This is a genomic window from Endozoicomonas sp. SESOKO2 (genome assembly GCF_024606245.1).
GTDB lineage: Bacteria > Pseudomonadota > Gammaproteobacteria > Pseudomonadales > Endozoicomonadaceae > Endozoicomonas_A.
Window position 1 is genome coordinate 1 of record NZ_JAHHPQ010000802.1, and the last position, 21629, is coordinate 21629.

A 21629-nucleotide genomic window follows, 5' to 3' on the forward strand; every position below is an offset into this window, starting at 1 on the left:
GAAGATACACTGTTCAGTACTGGCTGAGGATGCGATCAAGGCTGCAATCGACGATTATCGTACCAAGCACGGCGAGTCTTAAGGTTAATGGTATTCCATTGGCCTATTGGATTTATGTATTGAGTTGGAGTATTTCATGGCGATCACCATGACAGAGGCCGCAGCCCGGCATGTAAGGGGTCAACTGAAGAAGCGCGGCAGGGGGCTTGGCATCCGTGTTGCGGTGCGAACTTCTGGCTGCTCGGGCATGGCTTATGTGCTGGAGTTCGTGGATGAAACAGCTATAGACGAGTTGTCTTTTGAAAGTAAGGGCGTCAACATATACTCCGATCAGAAAAGTCTGGTCTACCTTGATGGCACTGAGCTTGATTTTGTCAGGGAAGGTTTAAATGAAGGCTTTCAGTTCAACAACCCCAATGCATCCAGTGAATGCGGTTGTGGTGAGAGCTTCAACGTTTGAACGCTCGCTTACAGTGATATCCATGCAGTCTGAACCCACCCCTTTTTGAATGCATTGAAGAGTCTTTCATCACTCAGGTGGCGAAGGGCTTTTTGTCATTGGAAGGTGAGCATAATAAAGGTTGCGTAATAAATAGGTTTCGGGATTTCAGGCATTTTATTTGCCCATATAATTCCGACCTCTACTCATTTGGAATGTCTGGTATCGTGGTCGATTTAACTAAGAATTTTTTCGAGCTGTTTCAATTGCCTGTCGGATTTCAAGTCGATCAGGCGTTATTATCCGAACGATATCGTGAATTGCAAAAGTCTGTTCATCCTGACCGGTTTGCTGGTGAAGATGAGCGTCAGCAAAGGTTGGCGGTTCAGTACGCAGCCTATGTTAACGAAGGGCTCGAAACACTGAAGTCGCCTCTCAATCGTTCTCTTTACTTGCTGGAACTCGCTGGGCGACCCGTTGATCTTGAAAATAATACGGTTATGGATACGATCTTTCTGATGGAGCAGATGGAGCTGAGAGAAGCTGTCAGCGAAATTCGTGAACATCAGGATCCTGAATCTGAACTAGAGCGGCTGATGGCACAGGTGAATCAAATTATGGCAGATTATCAAAGCGAATTTGCCTCTCTCTGGCAAAAGGGGGGTGAGGCTTCTCTGGAGCAGGCTGCGGCTGTCGTTCAAAAAATGCAATTCATGGTGAAGCTGTCTGCCGAAATGGAGCAGTTGGAAGCCGAGCTTCTGGGTGATTGAGAATCGAATATGGCACTTCTTCAGATATCTGAGCCCGGGCTGGCTCCGGAGCCTCATCAGCAAAAACGCGCAGTAGGCATTGATCTGGGAACTACCAACTCTCTGGTAGCGACGGTTCGATCCGGCTCTGTGGAAACATTACCTGATCATGATGGTTATCATATCCTGCCCTCAGTCGTTCGATACGCAGAGCAGGGAGTCGAGGTAGGGCTGGCAGCTAAAGCTCACGTGATAGACGATTCACTGAATACTATTGTCTCAATTAAACGACTAATGGGGCGTGGTCTTGAAGATGTCAATACACTGGGTGAGGTGATGCCTTATCACTTCGGTCGGTCAGAAAGCAGTATGCCTCTTATAGAAACCCGTCGTGGTGCTGTCAGTCCGGTTGAAGTGTCTGCTGAAATTCTTCGTTCATTGGCGCAGCGTGCCAGTGAAAGCCTGGGGGGTGAGTTGGATGGTGCGGTCATTACCGTACCTGCCTATTTTGATGATGCACAACGGCAGGCGACTAAATATGCAGCCAAGCTGGCCGGGTTACACGTATATCGGCTTTTGAATGAGCCTACAGCAGCAGCTGTTGCCTACGGTCTGGATGTCGGGTCTGAAGGAGTTATTGCTGTCTTCGATCTCGGTGGTGGTACCTTCGATATCTCTGTACTCAGGCTTAAGAAAGGCGTGTTTGAAGTCATGGCTACGGGGGGGGATTCGGCACTGGGTGGTGATGATTTTGACAAAGCGGTTGCACGTTGGATTCTGGAGTCTGCTTCTGTGTCTGAAACGGATCTTGATAGTGGTAGTTACAGGTCGGTAATGACTGAGGCCTGCAGGGCCAAAGAGTTCCTGACTGATTCAGATAGCGTATCAGTTGCCTTTGCCGGCTGGCAGGGTGAACTGAGCCGTGTTCAGTTTAACGAGCTGGTAAAGCCACTGGTTTCTAAAACCATCAGAGCGTTCAAGCGAGCCTTGCGTGATGCAGGTGTTAAGGCTGCTGATATTCATGAAGTGGTTATGGTAGGTGGTTCTACTCGTGTGCCTTTTGTTCGTGAATCTGTGGCCGAATTTACTGGCAAGAAACCACTGACGTCTATTGATCCGGATCGGGTTGTTGCAATGGGTGCTGCACAACAGGCTAATGTGTTGGCAGGGAATAAGTCTGCTGAAGAAATGTTGCTGCTGGATGTAATTCCTCTGTCGCTCGGTTTGGAAACCATGGGTGGACTGATGGAAAAAGTCATTCACAGGAATACGACTATTCCAGTCAGTAGGGCTCAGGAATTTACCACTTACAAAGAGGGCCAGACAGCAATGGCCATTCAGGTTCTGCAAGGTGAGCGAGAGCTGGTGAGTGATAACCGTTCGCTGGCGCATTTCGAATTGCGCGGTATTCCCCCAATGCCTGCGGGTGCTGCCAAGATTCGTGTGACTTTCCAGGTTGATGCAGATGGTCTGCTGGATGTATCCGCGGAAGAAATGGCTACGGGTGTCAGAAGTAGTGTGCAGGTCAAGCCTTCCTTCGGTCTGACCGATGATGAAATCGCTCGTATGCTGAAAGAGTCCATGAGCAGTGCCGTCGAAGACCGTGATGCCAGAAAACTGCGGGAGCAGGAAGTAGAGGCTGATCGTTTAACACAAGCTTTGGTAACGGCACTCGAGGCTGATGGGCGTGAACTGCTGAGTGAAGATGAATTTAACCGACTGGTGGCTGACCTTGAAAGCCTGGGCGCTGTGAGGCGTCAGGGCGATGCAGAGGCTATCAAGCTCGAAATTGAACGTATCAGCAAGGCCAGTGATGAGTTTGCTGCCCGGCGTATGAATTCTGGCATACGAAAGGCACTCTCGGGCCATAAGATTGACGAATTCAAGGAGTCCTGAACATGCCACAAATCGTATTTCTGCCTCATGATGAAATCTGCCCGGAAGGGGCCGTGATTGAGGCTGAGGCGGGAATGACCGTATGCGATGCGGCTCTGGCTAATGGCATTGAAATTGAACATGCCTGCGAAAAGTCCTGTGCCTGTACGACCTGTCATGTGGTTGTCCGTGAAGGCTTTGACAGTATGGAGGAGGCGGATGAGCTGGAAGAAGATCTGCTCGACAAAGCCTGGGGTCTGGAGCCTGAGTCTCGCTTGAGCTGTCAGGCGGTGGTGGCTGAAGAGAATCTGGTGGTGGAAATACCCATGTACACGCTTAACCAGGTGTCAGAAAAGCATTGAGCCTGCTGTGCTTTCGATGGAGAGACTCTTATGAGTCTCTTTCTCTCTGCTGATTAGGTCACCGGATATAAGGTAGAAAGATTATGAGGTGGACAGACATCTTCGACATTGCTACTGAGCTGGCTGATGCGCACCCGGATGTTGATCCGAAATTTGTTAATTTTGTTGATCTGAGAGCGTGGGTGATGGCTCTGGAAGATTTTGATGATGATCCGGCGCGTTGTGGAGAAAAGATTTTGGAAGCTATTCAGGCGGCCTGGATTGAAGAGCTTGAGTGATCAGTCTGACTGGCAGGATCAATGAGAACCTTGCAGTCATCATTGATCTTTTTTCTTTCAGTTAACGGTAGTTAAGGGTTTCAGGGTGAAGTATTTGCCCTATAAAGAGTATTCTCCCTGTGTCCTTATGTCGCAAAATATAAAGAAATGGTCTGTTAAAATTAATTTTGATATTTCTTCTGATGCCATCGACAAAGCACGTTTGAGTGATTGCTGAAGCTTCAGTCCCCAATTCATTGACTTTTATGGCGCAGTTTTGTTGAATGCCGGACAAGAAGATCCCTTTTGAGGAGCCGACTAGCATGCCTCCTAAAGTCACCCTACCTTGTTGAAATAAGCATTCCAGGCCCGTGTTTCTCAACACAGAACTCAACTCAGTTCCAGAGTAGCTTTCAAAGGCAGGTAAAGTAAGATCTATTTCTGGCACAGCTTGCAGTGACGCAAGTAAATTGGCCATTATTTCAGGAGATGCCGTTGAGAGTGCTGTTCCTTCCGGTGGCAAAACCAGTACCATTTCATAGTTTCCACGGTAGGGAACCGTTACTGCTTGCCACTCATTTTGGATAGCGTACCCTGTGTGTCGTATCTCTTGATGTAAAACTCTTCTGAGGTGTACATTTGTACCGTTTTCCAGAGTAAAGAGTCCTCCTCCGTTTTTACGATAGAAAGGTTGCTTCCACAGCCCTCTGAAGTAAACAGAATTTATGAGAATGAGTGCGGTCTCTGTGTTCCATTGATTGGCACTGCAAAAAGATCGAATCATGCCATGGGTTAAATAGCAGAACTCTTGATTAAGCTGTTCAGCGAGTGCTTTTAAGGATGGCCTGTTGCGGAAGTCAATGTTGTCATGAATAGCCGTGCTCATCTTTTCGGCTTCCCTGCGATAGGAATCCTGAAGCTGGTACCGGGAGGCTAATAATAAAGCGTTGCCGGCAGTGTAAACCACGCTTTGCCCTGGACTGGCACCTGGTGCTTCTGTTGTGGAAGAGGAGGGAGAATTCCTTTCCAAAAATTTTGCCAGTAACTCCTGAGTAGTGTCGGAGGCGCCCGCGAGTAAAGCCGACAGAGCCTGAAAGAGACTGTCAGGGGAAAAAATAAAATTTGAATCTGGCTGCGCTTGCGCTGCCAACATAAAAAGCCGCATCACCCATTTTAATTGTTGGGAGTGTTGTGTTTCTGGTTGAGCTGGCGGGTCAGCAGGTGCCGGGTGGCAGATTGGGCAGACTAGAAAATCATCATCATTATAAACATTCTTGCACTTCTGGCATACATGAGGGGTAGCCTGAAGGGGAGTTGATGTTGATACAAAGAAAAATAATAACAGTGTAAGCCGGATTGCCCCGTATCCAGAAGAGCGTCTGGTTATCCTGTCTGTTAAAGTCATATTTATCCTTGTCATGTTAAGTTATTCAGAAGCCAAGACAATTGCTAATTACCCTGCACTCCCGCGAGTGCGTTAGAATTGTAGTTGCTCATTGAGAACACTGCTGATAATTGGCATGGAATATCCGGGGTGACATTGTCTTGAAATTCGATGACCTGAATTTGGTTTCGACTTGTATGATTTTGTGCGGATAAAACTGACACTGAGATAGTGATCGTTTACAATGCCATCCAAGCTTCCCCAATGACTGGAGGTAGCGCATTGAATTATAAACTTGACCTGTAATGGGCCAATAGAAGAACGTTTGGAGAGTGTAATGGCCGTAGAGCGCACTTTGTCAATTATCAAGCCTGACGCTGTTGCTAAAAATGTCATCGGCGAAATTTTTAGCCGCTTTGAAAAAGCTGGCCTCAAAGTTGTTGGAACCCGCATGGTTCAGCTGAGCAAAGAGAAGGCAGAAGGTTTTTATGCTGAGCATAAAGAGCGTCCTTTCTTTAACGATCTGGTGTCTTTCATGACCTCGGGCCCTGTTGTTGTATCGGTTCTGGAAGGCGAAAACGCTGTTGCTCATCACCGTGAGCTTATGGGAGCTACCAATCCGGCTGAAGCCGCTGCCGGGACTATCCGTGCTGATTTTGCTCAGACTATTGATGAAAATGCAGTGCATGGTTCGGATTCTCCGGCTTCTGCTGCCAGAGAAGTGTCCTACTTCTTTGAAGATGCAGACGTTTGTCCTCGTACTCGATAATGACATAACGGGGTATTCATGCTGTCCCCTGAAATCAGGGTTCAGGTGTGCCCCGTATTTTTATCTATGAAAATGCCGTGGCTATTGTGGTTTAATGGCGCACATGTTTTTTCGTGAATCATTTTTCATTAACTCAATGTCGGCCTCCCACAGTCTCTCATCGCAGTTAATGAGAATGCAGCCATTTCAGGCGTGTATTTCATTCCGGGCGAGGAATAATGCGTGCCCGTCCTATGGCTGTCGTGCGTCATGTAACGCTCATGGCTTTTTGAGGTATTAACAATGTCAGAGTTGATCACCGTAAGTGCTGAGGCCGGTGAGGTTCAGAACGAATTCGTCAACTTGTTGGATCTGTCCCGCAATAAGATGGTGGATTTTTTTCTCAGCATAGGTGAAAAGAAGTTTCGTGCCGAGCAGATGCTCAAGTGGATTCATCATTTTGGCATCGATAACTTTGATGAAATGACCAATATCAGCAAAACCCTCAAACAAAAGCTGAAAGAGGTGGCTGAAATTCGTGGTCCCCAAGTTGTCAGTAGCCAGTTTTCTGAAGATGGCACCTGCAAGTGGGTAGTCAGAGTCACTTCGGGCAGCTGTGTTGAAACAGTTTATATCCCGGACGGAAAGCGTGGCACCCTGTGTGTATCTTCCCAGGCAGGCTGTTCACTGGATTGCAGCTTCTGCTCAACCGGCAAGCAGGGTTTTAACTCCGACCTTACTGTGGCCGAAATTATCGGTCAGGTCTGGATTGCTGCGCGTCACTTTAATAATGTCCCCGCAAAGAAAGATCGTTCTATCACCAACGTCGTAATGATGGGGATGGGCGAGCCTTTGATGAACTTTGATAATGTGGTCGACGCCATGAATCTGATGATGGACGACCTCGGTTATGGTCTGTCCAAGCGCAGGGTGACGCTGAGCACCTCGGGTGTTGTTCCTGCGCTGCTTAAATTGGGTGAAGTGACTGATGTATCTCTGGCTGTCTCACTTCATGCTCCTAATGACGAATTGAGGAATGTGCTGGTTCCGATCAACCGCAAGTATCCACTGTCAGAATTGCTGGATGCGATCGATCAATACATGAGCGGGCTTCCTGACAAACGTGTCGTAACCATTGAGTACACGCTACTGGCCGGAGTGAATGATCAGCCTGAGCATGCGGCCCAACTGATTCAGTTGTTGAAAAACGTCCCCTGTAAAATCAACCTGATCCCCTTTAATCCGTTCCCGCATTCCGGTTACCAACGCCCCAGCAATAATGCTGTACGTCGCTTTCAGGAACAACTGCAGGAAGCTGGCTTTAATGTGACTGTGCGCAGGACTCGTGGTGACGATATTGACGCTGCCTGTGGTCAGCTGGTGGGGCAGGTTGCTGACAAAACACGAAGAAGTGAACGCTATATCACTGCTCGCCAGGTGAATGCCAGCTGATTAGAGTATCCGGTTGTCAATTCATTGGCTTTGATAACAGCTTGTTTGAGCTGAAAGTTACGATAGTTGGGGGCAAATTTCTGTGGCCTTGGCTATCCCGGTTCACTTACTATGTTCAAAATAATTAAAAAACGGGGAAAAGCATGATCGCAAAACTGAGAATCAGTGCAGTTTTGTTCAGTATCATCCTGAGTGGCTGTGTGACAAGCGGTGGGCCTGAGCCCGTCAATGAAAACGAAGCTGTCCGTAGCTACCTGGAACTGGCCAGAGGATATGTGCAACAGGGCTTAACCGAGAAAGCAGTTAAGCCTATCAACCGGGCGTTGGAGATCCAGCCTCGATCAGCTGATGCTTATGGCATGTTGGGGCTGGTTTATCAGCTTCAGGGAGAGGCAAGTCTAGCTGAAAAATCCTTCAAGGAAGCTCTTTCCCTGAATTCTGATTCTTCTGAAATTCATAATAACTTCGGTGTTTTTCTCTTCAGTCAGAACCGTCTGAGCGAAGCCTACCGCGAATTTGAGAAGGCCGCTGATGACGTTCGGTACAGTAGCCGAAGTCGAGCTTATGAAAATCTGGGGTTGGTGGCATTAAGACAAGGCCGCTTAACCCTGGCTGCGGAGCATTTTGACAAGGCTCTGAAACTGAACAGTAATTTACCCCGTGCAAGTCTGGAATTAGCAGCAATACTTGAGAAGCAGGGCCAGTTTCGTGAAGCCTGGAAGCACTATCAGGTCTTTACCCGTCTTTCCCGTCAGAATGAGCGATCCCTGAGACTGGGGGTTCGTTTGGCCAGAATCAATGGTGATCAGGATGCCGCAGCCAGTTATTCTTTGCAATTAGGGCGCTTATTCCCTTCTTCCACTGGAGAGGGAGTGCGGAGTAGAAGCAGTTATGAATACTGATGAGCAAAACAGTGAGGAAGGTCTGGAGGCGGATGCTGATCATTCTCCGGGCCGGTTACTTCAATCTGGAAGGCATAAAGCAGGACTTTCAGTGGAGGAAGTTGCAGATCGACTGAAAGTACCAGAGTCGTATATTCTGGCCATAGAGAGTAATGAGTTTGAGGCGTTGCCAGGCTTGGTTTTTGCCCGGGGATACGTCAGATCTTATGCCCGGGTTCTTGAACTGGATGGCAATGAGCTGGTGGATCACTTTGATCGTTACACTGGGCACAGAGGTTCAGAAACTACTCACCTTAAAGCGGGCACTTCTTTGATAAGCCGGCGTCCGATGTCTCCTTTGCTTGCCTGGGGCGCGAGCCTTCTCACCGTTATTCTGGTGGGCGCGGGCAGTTATTATGAATGGAATTTGGACGACCCTTCTGTTTCCCCGTCGGGAGTGAATTCCCGGCAACAGGCTCCCGTTCTTATTGAGCCTGAAGCAGAATTAGAAAAGGACGTTCTACCTGCTGTTGCCCATGACAGTGAAGAATCTGTTAGTCAGTCTCAAGGTTCTCTTTCGGAAACTGATGGCGCTTTTCCCGAAGTTGATAATGCCCTTCCCGAAGCCGTTAGCCCCCCTCCTGAAGTTGAAGGCGCCGTTCCTGAAGCTAACGGCTCTCCCTACGAAGCAGGTGGCTCTCTGGTCAGTCTGGCTGTTGAGTTTGCAGAGGACTGTTGGATCCAGATCAAGGATATGAGTGGTCATGACCTCTATACCGATGTTCACAGAGCGGGTTCTAATCTGAGGCTCGAAGTGCCTTCTTCCGTTCAGGTCCGTTTTGGCAATGTTAAAGGTGTGGCGGATCTCAAGTTTGATGGCAAAAAAGTCGCGATCAAGGCACCTGAGCCCGGCCGCAGGGTAGCAAGCCTGGTATTGGAAGCGGGCTGATTAAGATACGGATTCCGTGACGAACCTATCTGTCATGTACTCGGGGCTCCGGAAAAGTTATAGTTGACGCTTTTGCGTTGGAATAAGCATTTTTGAGCAATTGTTGCCGGTCTGTAGTAACACTTCTGGCATTATCTGCCATTATTACCTGTTCACCAACGCTACTTTAGAGGATTGAGAGGACCTCAGAACTTGGCAAAGCAACTTCAAGCCATTCGCGGGATGAATGACATCCTGCCAGATCAGAGTCCAGCCTGGCAGTATCTGGAATCCAGACTCCGTAACCTGATGGCGACCTACAGTTATCGCGAAATCAGAATGCCTGTGGTTGAGCCCGGTCCTCTGTTTAGCCGGGGTATTGGTGCAGGTACGGATATTGTCGAAAAGGAAATGTATACCTTTGAGGATCGCAACGGCGAGAGTCTTTCTCTGCGTCCTGAAGGTACAGCGGGTTGTGTACGTGCTGGTATCCAGCATGGTCTGCTTTATAACCAGACACAAAGACTCTGGACTATGGGCCCCATGTTCCGTTATGAGCGCCCACAGAAAGGACGTTATCGTCAGTTTCACCAGTTCAGTGTTGAAACCTTCGGCATGGCTGGCCCCGATATTGACGCAGAACTCATATTGTTGACTGCCAGACTCTGGAAAGAGCTGGGTATCCATAAGCATGTGCGTCTGGAACTTAATACTCTGGGAACATTGGAAGCTCGCCAGAATTATCGTGAGGCTTTGGTCGAGTACCTATCCCGCTTTGAGCAGGAACTGGATGAAGACAGTCGAAATCGTTTGAGTATTAACCCTCTCAGAATTCTCGATAGCAAAGATAAGCGCACCCGGGAAATTGTTGCAGATGCCCCTGTACTGCACGATTATCTGGACGCTGAATCGGCCGGGCATTTTGAAACCCTGAAAAGTATTCTTGATGCAGCAGGGATTTCTTATGATGTCAATCCACGTCTGGTTCGCGGGCTGGATTACTATAGTCGGACCGTGTTTGAATGGATAACAGAGAGTCTTGGCGCACAGGGAACCGTCTGCGGTGGTGGCCGCTACGATGCCCTGGTTGAATTGCTGGGTGGCAAGCCAACACCGGCAGTAGGGTTTGCCATGGGGCTTGAGCGTCTGGTGTTAATGTTGGAAACACTCAACCTGGTTCCCGGGTCAGTTCATAAAACCGTTGATGTCGCAGTCGTCACCCGAGGGGAGGGTGTCAGTGCTAAAGCTCTCCCTATGATCGAGCAAATAAGAACAGGTGTTCCAGGCGTGCGCATTTTGGTGAATTGCGGCGGAGGCTTTAAAGGGCAGATGAAGAGGGCCTTCAGCAGCGGAGCTGATTACGCTTTCATCGTTGGAGAAGATGAGTTGGCCAGTCAGTCGGTATCCGTTAAGCCTTTGTCAACGGATGGTGAGCAGGAGAGCATGGGTATTCCTGCTGTGGTTGAATTTTTGAAAAAGCGAATTCAGGAGTAAAGCGTGAGTCGCTCAGATGAAGAAGAAGTAGAACTGCTCAAAAACCTCTGGCAGGAATACGGAAAGCCCGTTGTTGCCAGTGTCGCTATCACAGTCATCGCTATTTTTGGCTACAAGGCTTACCAGAAGAATCAACTGGAGACAGCAGCTGCTTCATCACAGCTTTACCAGAGTCTTCTGGAAGCTACCCAGACAGCTCATGGACAGCCACTGTCAGAGCAGCAGAAATCCACCGTTAAACACGTAGTGGAAACTCTGCAGTCTGATTATGAGAGCACTGATTATGCGGCTTTTGCAACGCTGTTTCAGGCTCGTGAACAGGTTCTGGATAACGATCTTGAGGGTGCTCGTTCTTCTCTTGAATGGGTGCTGGCTCAAAAGCCTGATCTGGAAGTTGAGTTGGTAACTCGTGCCAGGTTGGCGCGAGTGATGCTCAGCCAGTCTGGCGATAACGCTCAAGCAGCGCTGGATGTCCTGACCAAGGCCAAGTCAGAAGCCGGTTTTGTAGCTACAATCGAGTCTGTTCGAGGCGATGCGTATCTGGCGATGGGTCAGAGAGACAAAGCACGTGAATCCTATGAAAAGGCACTGGAAGCCGCCCGCACCAACGGAGAGTCCCGGCCTTTGCTGCAGTTCAAACTGGATGACCTGGCAGCCAACATAAAAGAGGGCTAATGGATGGAAAGGATAATCAGATCACTGCTGATCGTTTCCCTGACACTGGGGCTGGCTGCCTGCAGCCTTTTTTCCGATGATGAGGAAATAGTCCGCAAACCAAAACCTCTGACTGAGTTTGAACCAGATATTGAGTTGAAAGAGGTCTGGTCCAAAAGCATCGGTAAAGGTGTCGAGGACAGTTATGAGCGGCTGGTGCCCTCTGTATCTGGCGACGTAATTTATGTTGCAGGCGCCCAAGGAAATGTCTCTGCCCTGGATCTCGGGTCCGGCAGGGAAATCTGGAAGAAGAGTCTGGAATTACCCGTCGGTGGTGGTATTACTGCTGACTACGGAATGTTACTTATTGGAACCCTGGACGGTCATGTCATTGCTCTCAGAGAGGAAGATGGCAGTGAGCTCTGGAAAGCCAGAGTGAGCAGTGAAGTCATTTCTTCTCCCCAAACTAATGGCCGTGTTGTAATGGTCCAGAGTATTGATGACACCATTACCGCTCTGGATGCTGAGACCGGTAAAGAGCTTTGGCATCAGGAAAACCTGCAGCCTGCTCTGACTTTGAGAGGCTCCAGCACACCCCTTATTGAGGGGGAAGCTGTCTTTGTAGGGCTCTCCAATGGTGAGGCGAAAGCATTCAGAGTTAATGATGGAGGTCCTTTGTGGAACAGTCGTGTCTCTCTTCCTAAAGGAACCTCCGAGCTGGAGAGAATGGTCGACATTAAGGCCGAGCCACTGGTTGTAGGTGACAATCTGTTTATGGTCAGTTTTCAGGGTAATGTAGCTGCCCTGGATATGTATAGCGGGCGTATACGCTGGAGTCGAGAGCTATCGAGCTACAAATCCATTGCGGAAGGTTTTGGATCTCTGTATCTGACCGATGACAGCAGTTATATCAGTTCTCTGGATCAACGCAGCGGTGCGGTTAGCTGGAGGCAGGATAAGCTGGAATATCGTTTGCTGACAGCACCGGCGACTTACAGCAGCTTTGTGGCCGTAGGTGATTTGGAAGGCTATGTTCATCTTTTGTCTCAGGTTGATGGTGCCATGGCAGGTCGCTTTAAGGCGAGTTCATCGGCGATTAAAGCACCTCCTGTGGTATCGGGTGATTTTCTGTATGTGCTCAGTGCTGACGGTATCCTGACTGCGCTAAATCAAAAGTGATTTGCTGAATTAAGCAGTGAGTTTGGCAAAGGAAGAAAGCCGGGCTGAACCTCAGGAGGTTCGGCCCTTTTTCTGTTATTAGAATGCTGGGAATCTGTTGCCATTGGGCTTTAAGGCCCTGTTCAAACAGGTTTCAGGACAGATTGTTCCCTCTTGAACGGCAGTTTGTCTGTAACTGGTTAATCTTTGGGGGTATTCAATAGCCCCTGTGGAATGAAGTCTATGGTTCCTGTAATTGCCCTGGTGGGGCGACCCAACGTCGGTAAGTCTACTCTGTTCAATCGTCTGACGCGCTCTCGTGATGCTCTGGTTGCTAATGTAGCCGGTCTTACTCGTGATCGTAAGTATGGGGAAGGCAGAATGGGCTCCAGGCCCTATATCGTTGTTGATACCGGCGGTATCAGTGGTGATGAGGAAGGTATTGATTCGGCTATGGCAGAACAATCCCTGGCGGCTATCCGGGAAGCAGACATTGTTCTGTTTCTGGTCGATGCCAGAGCCGGATTGACGGCCGCTGATGAAATGATTGCTGATCATCTGCGTAAGCAAAACAAACAGTACCATCTGGTTCTTAACAAGACGGATACCGTTGATGCTGATCAGGCAGAAGCTGATTTTGCCGTTCTTGGTTTTGGTGATGCCTTTCATATTGCGGCCGTTCATGGCCGTGGTGTCAAAGGCATGATTGAAGGTGTCCTCGAAGAAGTGATGGGCCCGGAGTCTGATGAGTTTGAAGAAGATGAAGAGGACTCGGAAACGGTCAAGGCCAGAGGTATCAAGATTGGTATCGTTGGGCGCCCGAATGTTGGTAAGTCGACACTGGTCAATCGTTTGCTGGGTGAAGAACGTGTTGTCGTTTATGATCAGGCCGGAACTACCCGCGACAGCGTTTACATACCCTATGAACGCTGGGGGCAGGATTACACTCTGATCGATACGGCGGGCGTTCGCCGCCGAGGTAAAGTCCATGAAGTGGCTGAAAAGTTTTCGGTCATTAAAACTCTTCAGGCTATTGAAGATGCCAATGTCGTGGTACTGGTTGTTGATGCCAGGGAAGGTATCGTGGAACAGGATCTGCATTTGCTGGGCTTTGTACTGGAGGCAGGTCGTGCCGTTGTGATTGCCGTTAACAAGTGGGACGGCATGAAAGAAGAAGAGCGAAAAAAGGTAAAAGAAGAACTGGCCAGAAGACTCGAGTTCATCAATTTTGCCCGTATACATATGATCTCTGCCAAGCACGGCACAAATGTTGGTCATCTCTACGATTCCATTGATGAAGCGTATGAGTGTGCGACTCGCAAGTTGTCTACTAACCAGCTGACACGAATTTTGGAAGATGCTACTAAAATTCACCAACCGCCCATGGTTCGAAATCGTCGTATCAAACTGCGTTATTGCCATGCGGGAGCTATGAACCCGCCAACTATCATTATTCACGGCAACCAGACGGAGGAAGTACCTGCTTCCTACAAGCGCTATCTGGAAAATACCTTCAGAAAGGTTCTCAAGATCATGGGGACACCAATTCGTATTGAATTCCGTTCTTCAGAGAATCCTTATGCAGAACGCAAAGTCGTTCACAAGAAGAATCCTGGCGGTGAACGGAAGGTGACTCATAAGCGTCGTATTATTGAGCTGAAAGGCAAAAAGACGGACGGCAGGAAGAAGAAGCAGAAATCCCGCCGTTAGAGATTGCTTAATCAGATAAAAAAACTGGGTGCAAATATTGCGCTCAGTTCCATTCTATCCAGTGTCTAAATGACCAGCGACATGATTATTCAATGGTTTACCGGTTGGAATGGAATTTATTGAGACTTTCGTCAAATTAAACAGTTGTTTGAAAATAGTTATACTGTACATTGGTACTTACTATGATTTGAGATTGCATTGACATGAATACCGATGAGCAGTTAGTAAGTATTGTCCAGCAGTTCTTCCATGCAGTACCCCACTGTCGTATATTGGGGATGAAGCCGGAGCATGCATCTTCTGAAAATGTTATCGTCAGCATGCCGTTTAACGAAGAGCTGGAGGCCAACCCGGGAAGTGGTATCATTCATTCAGGAGCGATAACAACCTTAATGGATAGTGCTTTTGGTGTAGCCGCCTGCATTAGTCTGCCCGATTTTGAGACCTGTCCTACCATTGACCTGCGAATTGACCATTTGGGGTTTCCTGATCCTTTCAAGCCGGTTCGCTGCTCTGCTGAAGCCTATCGAGTCACTAAAACCGTTGTCTTTACCAGAGGCGTGGCCTACCAGGACAACCTTAGCGAACCTTTTGCTCATGGTGTGGGGACCTTTATGAGATCCGGGCGAACGTTGAGTCAAATGGCTAAGAGGCTGGCAAAATGAACATTCAGAACGGTTTTCGAGAGGTTTTGCTTCAGGCCAGGGCGACCAGTGATTACAGTCGTCTGACGGAGCTTCTGCCCTACGCCAGGAAAATTGGTATGCGTTGCCAGTCCCTGGGTGATGATGCCCTTTTCGTTCTGCCTGAAAACAGGGAGAACACAGGTAATCCTGTTTTGCCAGCACTCCATGGCGGAGTGCTGGGTGGTTTCATGGAAATGTCTGCTGTCATTCACCTGATGCTGTTTATGGATGAACCTAAAATTCCCAAGATTGTGGATTTTTCTATTGATTATTTGAGAAGCTCAAAAGTTCAGGATGTTTTTGCTGAATGCGATGTGGTGAGGCAGGGTAGTCGGATCGCCAATGTTTCGATCACTGCCTGGCAAAGCCGCAGGGAAACACCGGTGGCTACAGCCAGAGCACACTTCCGGCTCGATAGCTGATACTGCCTGACTTCATCCACTCAGGCGTGACTGTAATTCATGTCTGAGTGGTGCTTTCCTGAACACTTCCTGATACATTCCCCGACAATTATCTATTGATACAGAGAAGGCCATGAGTGGAACCTTTAATTTAGCAATTTATGATGCACAGAGTCTTGCCGGGGAAGCTGTGTTGACCGTTTTGGAAGAGAGTCATTTAGTACCTGGTGTGGTCTATCCACTGTCAGGATCTGAAGAGTCCACTGAGCCTGGTGATGAGGCTACAGTCACTTTCAAAGGCACTGAGCTTGATGTTCTCAGTGCGCTGACGTTTAACTATGCCGATGCCGACCTTCTGATTATCCCCGCTGGGTCACAAGTTAATCCTGAGGTTCTGAATCTGGCCGGTGAGGATGGCTGCCGTGTGGTTAATGGCGCTATCGGTGCTGAGGCCGAGATATACTTACCAGGTCTGTCGGATGCGGCCAAGCTGAAAGGCTTGCAGGAGGTGGCTATTCCTGCCAGCCCTGCTGCTTTGATGCTTCAGGTCATGAAGACTCTTCAAAACGCAGTGGGTATTGATTCTGTCAATGTCATGGTCAACCTTTCATTGGCTGAAAGTGGTCAGAAAGGGATTGAAGAATTGCGTGGGCAGACGATTGACCTGCTCAGTGGCAAACCGGTCAGGAAACAGCTTTTTGAGCAGCGAATTGCTTTTAATGTCTTGCCTCAAGTGGGTGATGTCACTGAGGGGGGCTTTACATCAGTGGAGCGACTGATCGCAGAAGAACTTGTGAAGGGGCTGGATCAGGATGATCTCAGGGTCAGTGCTACTTGTGTGCGTGTGCCTGTGTTCTTCGGTGACAGTCTGGCAGTGCATCTGGATCTTGATCGTTCAGTGGATGAGCAGACTATCAGGCAGCTTCTTACCGGGATCGCTGGCATTGAGTTGGCAGCCGTTGATGAAATGCCTTCTGTTGAAACCGTCGCGGGAAAAAATGTCATTGTTGTTGGCCGGATTCGTCAAAATCCGGACCATGCTGATCAAATATGTCTCTGGATTGTCGCCGATCCTGTGCGGTGTGGCGCAATTCAGGCATTGGCGGTGGCAGAGATATTGCTAAAAGACTTTTTAAAATGATAACTTAGCTAAGAATAGTGACAGTTCCCTATTGAAATTGTCAGAATGATTTTTTGTCCCGGGGCCTTGCCTTGAACGGGTAGAGGCTTCCTGACTATTAACTGTACCGGTTTTACGGCTATGAACGATCATAGTTTTTGATGTATTCCATGTTGGATACACAATGGGCACCTGTCTTCTGTTTGAGGGTACCGCATGCATCTGAAAAGCCGTTTATTATAAAAATAGTCGTCAGTGAAAAAACCTTGAGACCGAAAAGGCGAGGGTTGAGAGGTGTTGATGACCGGAATTAAGCCGTGTCTGACTCGGTTCTGCTTCTGGCGTCGATGTAAGGTGTGTTTACGGGCGGGTTTGCTTATACGCGCAGATAACAAGGATTCATAATGAAACTGCAAAAGCTTGTAGCAGCTATGGTCATATCGGGAGCAATGGGTTCCGGTCTGGCTAATGCGCTGGGGTTGGGTGAAGTGCGCTTAAATTCTGCACTCAATCAACCGCTGGATGCCGAGATTGAATTGCTGCAAGTCAGAGAGTTGACCCGAAACGAGATTCTGCCCAATCTTGCCACTCGTGAAGATTTTCAACGGGCAGGGCTCGACAGGCCTTTCAGTCTATCGGGCCTGAAGTTCAAAACCATTCTGAGAGAGGATGGCACGGGCTTTATTCATGTCACCAGTAATCAGGTTATTCGTGAACCCTTCCTTAATTTCCTGCTGGAAGTGCACTGGCCCAGTGGCCGCTTGCTCCGGGAATACACCATGCTGCTCGATCCGCCTGCCTTCAGCCAGGAACCAGCGGCTCCGGTAACCCCTGCGTTTACCCAGACGTACAACAGTGGTTACCCTTCGCCTTCACGTGGTCAGAATGTGAATCCGTTTGACCAGAGGGGTTTCTCTGAGAGCCAACCTTCCAGCTACCAGCCAGAAGAAACAACCAGACCTATCCGGGGGACACCGGTCAGGGAACAGCCTATTCGCACCGGTATTGGTAACTACTCCGGACAAAGCCAGTCAGATACTTATAAAGTGCAGCCTAATGACAATCTTTGGAATATTGCCAAAAGTGTCAGGCCTGCCAGTGATTTGAGTGTTCAGCAGACAATGCTGGCCGTGCAGAAGAAGAACCCTAAAGCCTTTATTGAAAACAATATTAATCGTCTCAAAAAAGGGCAGGTGTTGCGTTTGCCTGACAGAGTGGAAATTGAAGAAGTGAGTTTCCAGGATGCTGTTGGTGAGGTGGCTCGACAGAATCGTGAATGGCAGGCTCGTCTTGAACAACTGGATGCAACTCGACGAAGCTCTGCTGTAACAAGTGATGACGATGCTGGCAACAATGGGCGTTTGTCGATTGTTGCCACTAATGACAGCACCGGTGCTGGCAGCGATCTGGGGGGTGGGGCAGCAAATTCGACAGCCACGGCCCTGCAGAGTGAGTTGGCAATGACTCGTGAGAAGATGGATGACTTGACTCGCGAGAATGAAGAGCTTAAGAGTCGTTTAAAAGATCTCGATGATCAGATCAGTACCCTGAAGCGGCTGATAAATCTGAAAGATGATCAGATGGCTGCCTTGACGCAGCAGCCCGGAGGGGCAACGGAGCAAGAATCGCTGGAAAGCAGAACGCTTCCGACACCTGTGCAGCCATTACCAGAATCTGAGCCTGGTTTCCTGAGCTTCCTGTTCAGTCATCCCCTTTATCTGGCTTTGTCAGCTCTGCTTCCATTAGGTTTAATTGCGGCTTTGCTAGTCTACCGTCGGCGCAGGCAGGAAGAAGAGGATGAGATTGAGATTGAGGAAGAGTCCAATCTGGAACCTATGACACTGATTTCTGATGAGCCTCAGGAGGGGCGGGAAGAGTTCGAACTGGATGAGACGCTTGAAATTGATGAAGACACTTTGCTGGCAGATGAAGAACAAGAAGAGACGACTCAACAGACCGACGATGCGATCAGTGAAGCCGATATCTATATTGCCTACGGCCGATTTCCACAAGCTGTTGAGTTGCTGGAGAAAGCCATTGAGAATGAGCCTGATCGAGCAGATTTGAGACTCAAACTGCTGGAAGTTCATGCTGAAAATAATGATCTGGAGAGCTTTAAAGACGCTCTGGCGGGTGTTGAGTCGCTGGATGATCAGGATGCCCTTCGTCAGGCTGATGCCTATAAAGCCCGCTTCTCATCTGAAGCTTTCTCCGGAGAGGCTTTTTCCGGAGATATTGCTCTGCAAGCGGCTATTGAAGAAGATGATGATCTTGAGTCATTTGATCTGAATGAAGCACTCGGTGATGAAAGCGATGTTGATCCTGACGCCGAACTTGGTGATCTGGATTTTGATCTGGATGACTTGGAATTAGATAATGAGGTCACTGAGTCCACTGATGATCTGGACTTCCAGCTGGATGATTCTGATCTCGAGTCTGAACAGGTCAGGGATGATGCTTCTCAGGCTTTTGATGGGCTGGAACTGTCGTCAGAGTCGGCAGCAACTGCTCAGGAAGAGAATTCAGCTTCAGTCGATGATCTGGATGTTCCGGGGCTCGAATTGGATGAAGTCGGTCTTGATGCGGAAGAAGAGTCTCTGGGTCTTGGTGATGGGCTGCCGGATTTGGAATCAGTTCTGGAAGATGATGATCTGGACTTCCTTTCTGATGATGATGAAGCGGCAACCAAATTGGATTTGGCAAGAGCTTATATTGACATGGGTGATAATGAAGGGGCCCGGGATATTCTGCTTGAGGTGCTGGAATCTGGCAGCGACGAACAAAAGCAGGAAGCTCAGGCATTGATGGAGCAAGCGGGTTAACAGACTTTAATCATGACAGACAAAGCCCGGAATAGACCCACTCCGGGCTTTTTATTCATCTTTCTACCCCTACCAATTCTTTCTGCCTCCTGATAAATTTCCCTCCTTTTAATGAATGGAGTGAGTGTTTTTCATGCCGCGATTAGCTGCCAGTGTTCAATATGATGGTTCCCGCTACCACGGTTGGCAAAGTTTGAAGTCAGGGCTTCCCTCGGTTCAGGCTGCTGTAGAAAAGGCGTTGTCAAAAGTAGCCAATCATCCTGTCGCTGTCGTTTGTGCAGGAAGAACGGATGCCGGTGTGCATGGTTGTAACCAGATTATTCACTTTGACACTGAGTCAGTTCGTAGTGGCTACGGCTGGACATTTGGTGGGAATTCCAACTTGCCGGATGACATCACCTTCAACTGGGTCCAGCCTGTCAGTGAAGACTTTCATGCTCGCTACTCTGCTTTGTGGCGCAGATATCGCTACATAATTCTTAATCGCCCGGTGAGACCTGCTCATCTGCCCAGAGGTGTCACCTTTTACTACCGTCCACTGGATGTAGAGTGGATGAATATTGCCGGGCAGTACCTCATGGGTGAACATGACTTTGATTCTTACCGTGCGGTGCAGTGTCAGGCGAAACATGCGGTTCGTGAAATTCAGCACCTGAATGTTTACAGGCATGGCGATATGGTTGTGATAGATGTCAGGGCGAATGCGTTTCTTCATCATATGGTAAGAAACATCACGGGTGTTCTTCTGGAGATTGGTGCCGGTAGAAAGCCACCTGTCTGGGCAAAAGAAGTGTTGGATGCCAGAAGTCGTTCTGAAGGGGGTGTTACAGCAAAGCCCCATGGTCTTTATTTTGTCGATGTAGGTTACCCGGCAGAGTATGAACTGCCAAAAAGTGAACCGAACCCTTTCTTTGTAGCTTCGGCGCTGCCCTGGTGACCCGGAGGTTCCTTGACAACCCGGTGTCCTGTGGGGTCTGTTATTGAATAGGGCATCTGGCTTTATCGATTAGTATCCTTTACAGCCGCGAAAATGCTTTTTCGTTCATGGCTATTTTAAGGCAACCAGGGATGGGTGATGAGAAAACGACATATGTCTACAGTAGGCTTTATTGTCTTCGTTGCAGCTCTATTGGTGTTGAGTGGATTCACTCGGGCCGGATCACTGGAATGGGGCGGTCAGGAGGAGGGGGTCTGTCTGCAGGAGGGTTCGAAGGAGCGAGACCAATGGAGTCAGAATATTAAAAAAAAGTTTAACTGGCTGCCTCACTTCAGCGGTGGAAGATTGGCCTATTCCCGGTCTTGTGATCAGGACAAAATGCAAGACTGGGAGGTAGATGAAGATGAGGTGGTTTCTGGTGAAGGCAGAAGGCTGAATGTTTTCCGATGGCGCAAGCAGTTCCATCCATTAACGTCAGAGCGCAAATTTGGTGTCCTTTATCCGGTTCGGTATCTGCAGCAACGTTTGAGCTTTCAATTCAGAGATAGTCGCTACTGTCTGGTATTGAACAAGAATAAGCGCTTTGAAAGCCTTTCCTGGGAGCAGTGTCTGCAATCTGTCGACACTCGCTGGTTATTCGATCTGCCAACTGATCCTGGTGAGGATGGGTTGATAGGTCTGGCAGGAATTGACAGTAATCAAGATGGTGTTCGTGATGATGTTGAACGGTTTATTGAGAGAGCATTAGGAGGTTCTGAAAAGGAGAGGAAAGCTGCTCTGTCATTTGCCAATAGTCTCCAGAAAGAGTTGATAAGCGCATATGACCAAAACGCAGTGATAGCTCTTGAGCCAGAAACAGGCGCCGCACTGGACTGTATGTCATTTGTTTTGGAGGATAAGGCAACAAAGTTTCTCTTGGAGTTAGAAGCAAAAACATACAATACGTCAGAGAGATTGAGGGCATGGAACAAGCTAAACAGTTACTTCAGCGGTATGACATTCACTTTGACTGATGATTTGGAGAGTCAATGTAACTTTAAACGTGAACAGCAGAACTAAATATTCAGGGAAGAATATGAAAAATTATTTGATAGTGCTGCTTTTGCTAGCGGCTTCAATAGTGAATGCAAATGAATGTCAGGTTTCTCCACCCGAATTGGCTCTTTACTACGGTAATGGGATGTTTAACAGTCAAAAAGCTGCTCGAGAGTCAAGGAATAGCTTAATTCGACTGATGAGAAATCAGCTGCCTGGCTACAGAATCAGCTATAAGCTTTCTTATAACTACAATGAAAACCCTGTCGATCAAGTACTCGAAGTGTCGCGACAAAAACTGCTGCAGGATTACAGTAATATTTTACTGTGGCTTTCAGGGGTGGAGTTGGCTCCGGACTGGTTCCGGGAAGGGTTGGAGCTGATTGTAACCAGCTATGATGCATTCAGTTACCTGTTCGACAGTGATCTTCGCAGGCATATCAGTCAATACACGCAAGACATCAACCAATGCCGGAAGGTTTTGCTAGCAGCCTGTCGGACTTAAGCGTCCGTAGCGAGGATTGCAAGAAATTGAGG

Annotated in this window: 22 protein-coding genes; 21 read left to right on the forward strand and 1 reads right to left on the reverse strand. The window is 48.5% G+C overall.

Annotated features, from left to right (window positions below):
• Positions 1-4: 4 nt before the first annotated feature.
• The 6 genes from KDK17_RS19725 (at position 5) to iscX (ending at position 3703) form a co-directional block, all read left to right on the forward strand.
• Positions 5-82, forward strand: a complete 78-nt coding sequence (locus KDK17_RS19725) for an iron-sulfur cluster assembly scaffold protein (protein ID WP_257288813.1) — start codon at positions 5-7, stop codon at positions 80-82.
• A 54-nt stretch (positions 83-136) separates the two neighbouring features.
• Positions 137-460, forward strand: coding sequence for an iron-sulfur cluster assembly protein IscA (gene iscA, locus KDK17_RS18885; RefSeq protein ID WP_257281486.1), 324 nt, complete (start codon positions 137-139; stop codon positions 458-460).
• 245 nt (positions 461-705) lie between these two features.
• Positions 706-1209 (forward strand): Fe-S protein assembly co-chaperone HscB, encoded by a 504-nt coding sequence (gene hscB / locus KDK17_RS18890; RefSeq protein WP_257281487.1) that lies wholly within the window; start codon positions 706-708, stop codon positions 1207-1209.
• 9 nt (positions 1210-1218) lie between these two features.
• On the forward strand, positions 1219-3084 hold the full coding sequence (gene hscA, locus KDK17_RS18895; RefSeq protein ID WP_257288806.1) for a Fe-S protein assembly chaperone HscA: 1866 nt from the start codon (positions 1219-1221) through the stop codon (positions 3082-3084).
• Positions 3085-3086: 2 nt separating this feature from the next.
• Complete coding sequence (gene fdx, locus KDK17_RS18900) at positions 3087-3425, forward strand: ISC system 2Fe-2S type ferredoxin (protein WP_257281489.1); 339 nt, start codon at positions 3087-3089, stop codon at positions 3423-3425.
• 83 nt (positions 3426-3508) lie between these two features.
• Positions 3509-3703, forward strand: a complete 195-nt coding sequence (gene iscX, locus KDK17_RS18905) for a Fe-S cluster assembly protein IscX (protein WP_257281490.1) — start codon at positions 3509-3511, stop codon at positions 3701-3703.
• A 61-nt stretch (positions 3704-3764) separates the two neighbouring features.
• On the opposite strand, the gene KDK17_RS18910 is transcribed toward iscX, so the two are convergent.
• The gene (locus KDK17_RS18910) at positions 3765-5087 is read right to left on the reverse strand and encodes a serpin family protein (RefSeq protein ID WP_257288807.1); all 1323 of its coding nucleotides are present in this window, start codon (positions 5085-5087) and stop codon (positions 3765-3767) included.
• A 316-nt stretch (positions 5088-5403) separates the two neighbouring features.
• Between KDK17_RS18910 and ndk the strand changes: the two genes are divergently transcribed.
• The 15 genes from ndk (at position 5404) to KDK17_RS18985 (ending at position 21597) form a co-directional block, all read left to right on the forward strand.
• Positions 5404-5835, forward strand: a complete 432-nt coding sequence (ndk, locus tag KDK17_RS18915) for a nucleoside-diphosphate kinase (RefSeq protein WP_257281491.1) — start codon at positions 5404-5406, stop codon at positions 5833-5835.
• A gap of 282 nt (positions 5836-6117) precedes the next feature.
• A complete protein-coding gene (rlmN, locus tag KDK17_RS18920; protein WP_257288808.1) occupies positions 6118-7266 on the forward strand; it encodes a 23S rRNA (adenine(2503)-C(2))-methyltransferase RlmN in 1149 nt (382 codons plus the stop codon).
• 143 nt (positions 7267-7409) lie between these two features.
• A complete protein-coding gene (gene pilW / locus KDK17_RS18925; RefSeq protein ID WP_257281493.1) occupies positions 7410-8168 on the forward strand; it encodes a type IV pilus biogenesis/stability protein PilW in 759 nt (252 codons plus the stop codon).
• Positions 8158-9096, forward strand: coding sequence for a helix-turn-helix domain-containing protein (locus KDK17_RS18930; protein WP_257288809.1), 939 nt, complete (start codon positions 8158-8160; stop codon positions 9094-9096). The genes pilW and KDK17_RS18930 overlap by 11 nt, the downstream gene beginning before the upstream one ends.
• A gap of 192 nt (positions 9097-9288) precedes the next feature.
• Positions 9289-10569, forward strand: a complete 1281-nt coding sequence (gene hisS / locus KDK17_RS18935) for a histidine--tRNA ligase (RefSeq protein ID WP_257281495.1) — start codon at positions 9289-9291, stop codon at positions 10567-10569.
• 3 nt (positions 10570-10572) lie between these two features.
• Positions 10573-11244 carry a tetratricopeptide repeat protein gene (locus KDK17_RS18940; protein WP_257276206.1) on the forward strand — a complete coding sequence of 224 codons (672 nt, stop codon included), beginning with the start codon at positions 10573-10575 and terminating at the stop codon, positions 11242-11244.
• A gap of 3 nt (positions 11245-11247) precedes the next feature.
• Entirely contained in the window at positions 11248-12402 is a 1155-nt protein-coding gene (gene bamB / locus KDK17_RS18945) for an outer membrane protein assembly factor BamB (RefSeq protein WP_257281496.1), read from the forward strand.
• A gap of 222 nt (positions 12403-12624) precedes the next feature.
• Positions 12625-14091 (forward strand): ribosome biogenesis GTPase Der, encoded by a 1467-nt coding sequence (gene der, locus KDK17_RS18950; RefSeq protein WP_257281497.1) that lies wholly within the window; start codon positions 12625-12627, stop codon positions 14089-14091.
• A gap of 203 nt (positions 14092-14294) precedes the next feature.
• Positions 14295-14756, forward strand: a complete 462-nt coding sequence (locus KDK17_RS18955) for a PaaI family thioesterase (RefSeq protein WP_257281498.1) — start codon at positions 14295-14297, stop codon at positions 14754-14756.
• The gene (locus tag KDK17_RS18960) at positions 14753-15199 is read left to right on the forward strand and encodes a PaaI family thioesterase (protein WP_257281499.1); all 447 of its coding nucleotides are present in this window, start codon (positions 14753-14755) and stop codon (positions 15197-15199) included. The genes KDK17_RS18955 and KDK17_RS18960 overlap by 4 nt, the downstream gene beginning before the upstream one ends.
• Positions 15200-15311: 112 nt before the next feature.
• On the forward strand, positions 15312-16319 hold the full coding sequence (locus KDK17_RS18965; protein WP_257281500.1) for an Asd/ArgC dimerization domain-containing protein: 1008 nt from the start codon (positions 15312-15314) through the stop codon (positions 16317-16319).
• A 383-nt stretch (positions 16320-16702) separates the two neighbouring features.
• A complete protein-coding gene (locus KDK17_RS18970; RefSeq protein ID WP_257288810.1) occupies positions 16703-19120 on the forward strand; it encodes a FimV/HubP family polar landmark protein in 2418 nt (805 codons plus the stop codon).
• 133 nt (positions 19121-19253) lie between these two features.
• Positions 19254-20057, forward strand: coding sequence for a tRNA pseudouridine(38-40) synthase TruA (gene truA, locus KDK17_RS18975; RefSeq protein WP_257281502.1), 804 nt, complete (start codon positions 19254-19256; stop codon positions 20055-20057).
• A 138-nt stretch (positions 20058-20195) separates the two neighbouring features.
• A complete protein-coding gene (locus tag KDK17_RS18980) occupies positions 20196-21116 on the forward strand; it encodes a hypothetical protein (RefSeq protein ID WP_257288811.1) in 921 nt (306 codons plus the stop codon).
• Positions 21117-21132: 16 nt separating this feature from the next.
• Entirely contained in the window at positions 21133-21597 is a 465-nt protein-coding gene (locus tag KDK17_RS18985; RefSeq protein ID WP_257288812.1) for a hypothetical protein, read from the forward strand.
• Positions 21598-21629 lie beyond the last annotated feature (32 nt).

Excerpts from the sequence above, each read along its gene's own strand:
- iscX (WP_257281490.1), top strand. The coding sequence starts at position 3,509 with ATGAGGTGGACAGACATCTTCGACATTGCTACTGAGCTGGCTGATGCG.
- der (WP_257281497.1), top strand. The coding sequence starts at position 12,625 with ATGGTTCCTGTAATTGCCCTGGTGGGGCGACCCAACGTCGGTAAGTCT.
- KDK17_RS18970 (WP_257288810.1), top strand. The coding sequence starts at position 16,703 with ATGAAACTGCAAAAGCTTGTAGCAGCTATGGTCATATCGGGAGCAATG.
- KDK17_RS18955 (WP_257281498.1), top strand. The coding sequence starts at position 14,295 with ATGAATACCGATGAGCAGTTAGTAAGTATTGTCCAGCAGTTCTTCCAT.
- hscA (WP_257288806.1), top strand. The coding sequence starts at position 1,219 with ATGGCACTTCTTCAGATATCTGAGCCCGGGCTGGCTCCGGAGCCTCAT.
- bamB (WP_257281496.1), top strand. The coding sequence starts at position 11,248 with ATGGAAAGGATAATCAGATCACTGCTGATCGTTTCCCTGACACTGGGG.
- KDK17_RS18930 (WP_257288809.1), top strand. The coding sequence starts at position 8,158 with ATGAATACTGATGAGCAAAACAGTGAGGAAGGTCTGGAGGCGGATGCT.
- fdx (WP_257281489.1), top strand. The coding sequence starts at position 3,087 with ATGCCACAAATCGTATTTCTGCCTCATGATGAAATCTGCCCGGAAGGG.
- ndk (WP_257281491.1), top strand. The coding sequence starts at position 5,404 with ATGGCCGTAGAGCGCACTTTGTCAATTATCAAGCCTGACGCTGTTGCT.
- KDK17_RS18980 (WP_257288811.1), top strand. The coding sequence starts at position 20,196 with ATGAGAAAACGACATATGTCTACAGTAGGCTTTATTGTCTTCGTTGCA.
- KDK17_RS18910 (WP_257288807.1), bottom strand. The coding sequence starts at position 5,087 with ATGACTTTAACAGACAGGATAACCAGACGCTCTTCTGGATACGGGGCA.
- iscA (WP_257281486.1), top strand. The coding sequence starts at position 137 with ATGGCGATCACCATGACAGAGGCCGCAGCCCGGCATGTAAGGGGTCAA.
- KDK17_RS18985 (WP_257288812.1), top strand. The coding sequence starts at position 21,133 with ATGAAAAATTATTTGATAGTGCTGCTTTTGCTAGCGGCTTCAATAGTG.
- rlmN (WP_257288808.1), top strand. The coding sequence starts at position 6,118 with ATGTCAGAGTTGATCACCGTAAGTGCTGAGGCCGGTGAGGTTCAGAAC.
- truA (WP_257281502.1), top strand. The coding sequence starts at position 19,254 with ATGCCGCGATTAGCTGCCAGTGTTCAATATGATGGTTCCCGCTACCAC.
- KDK17_RS18960 (WP_257281499.1), top strand. The coding sequence starts at position 14,753 with ATGAACATTCAGAACGGTTTTCGAGAGGTTTTGCTTCAGGCCAGGGCG.
- KDK17_RS18965 (WP_257281500.1), top strand. The coding sequence starts at position 15,312 with ATGAGTGGAACCTTTAATTTAGCAATTTATGATGCACAGAGTCTTGCC.
- pilW (WP_257281493.1), top strand. The coding sequence starts at position 7,410 with ATGATCGCAAAACTGAGAATCAGTGCAGTTTTGTTCAGTATCATCCTG.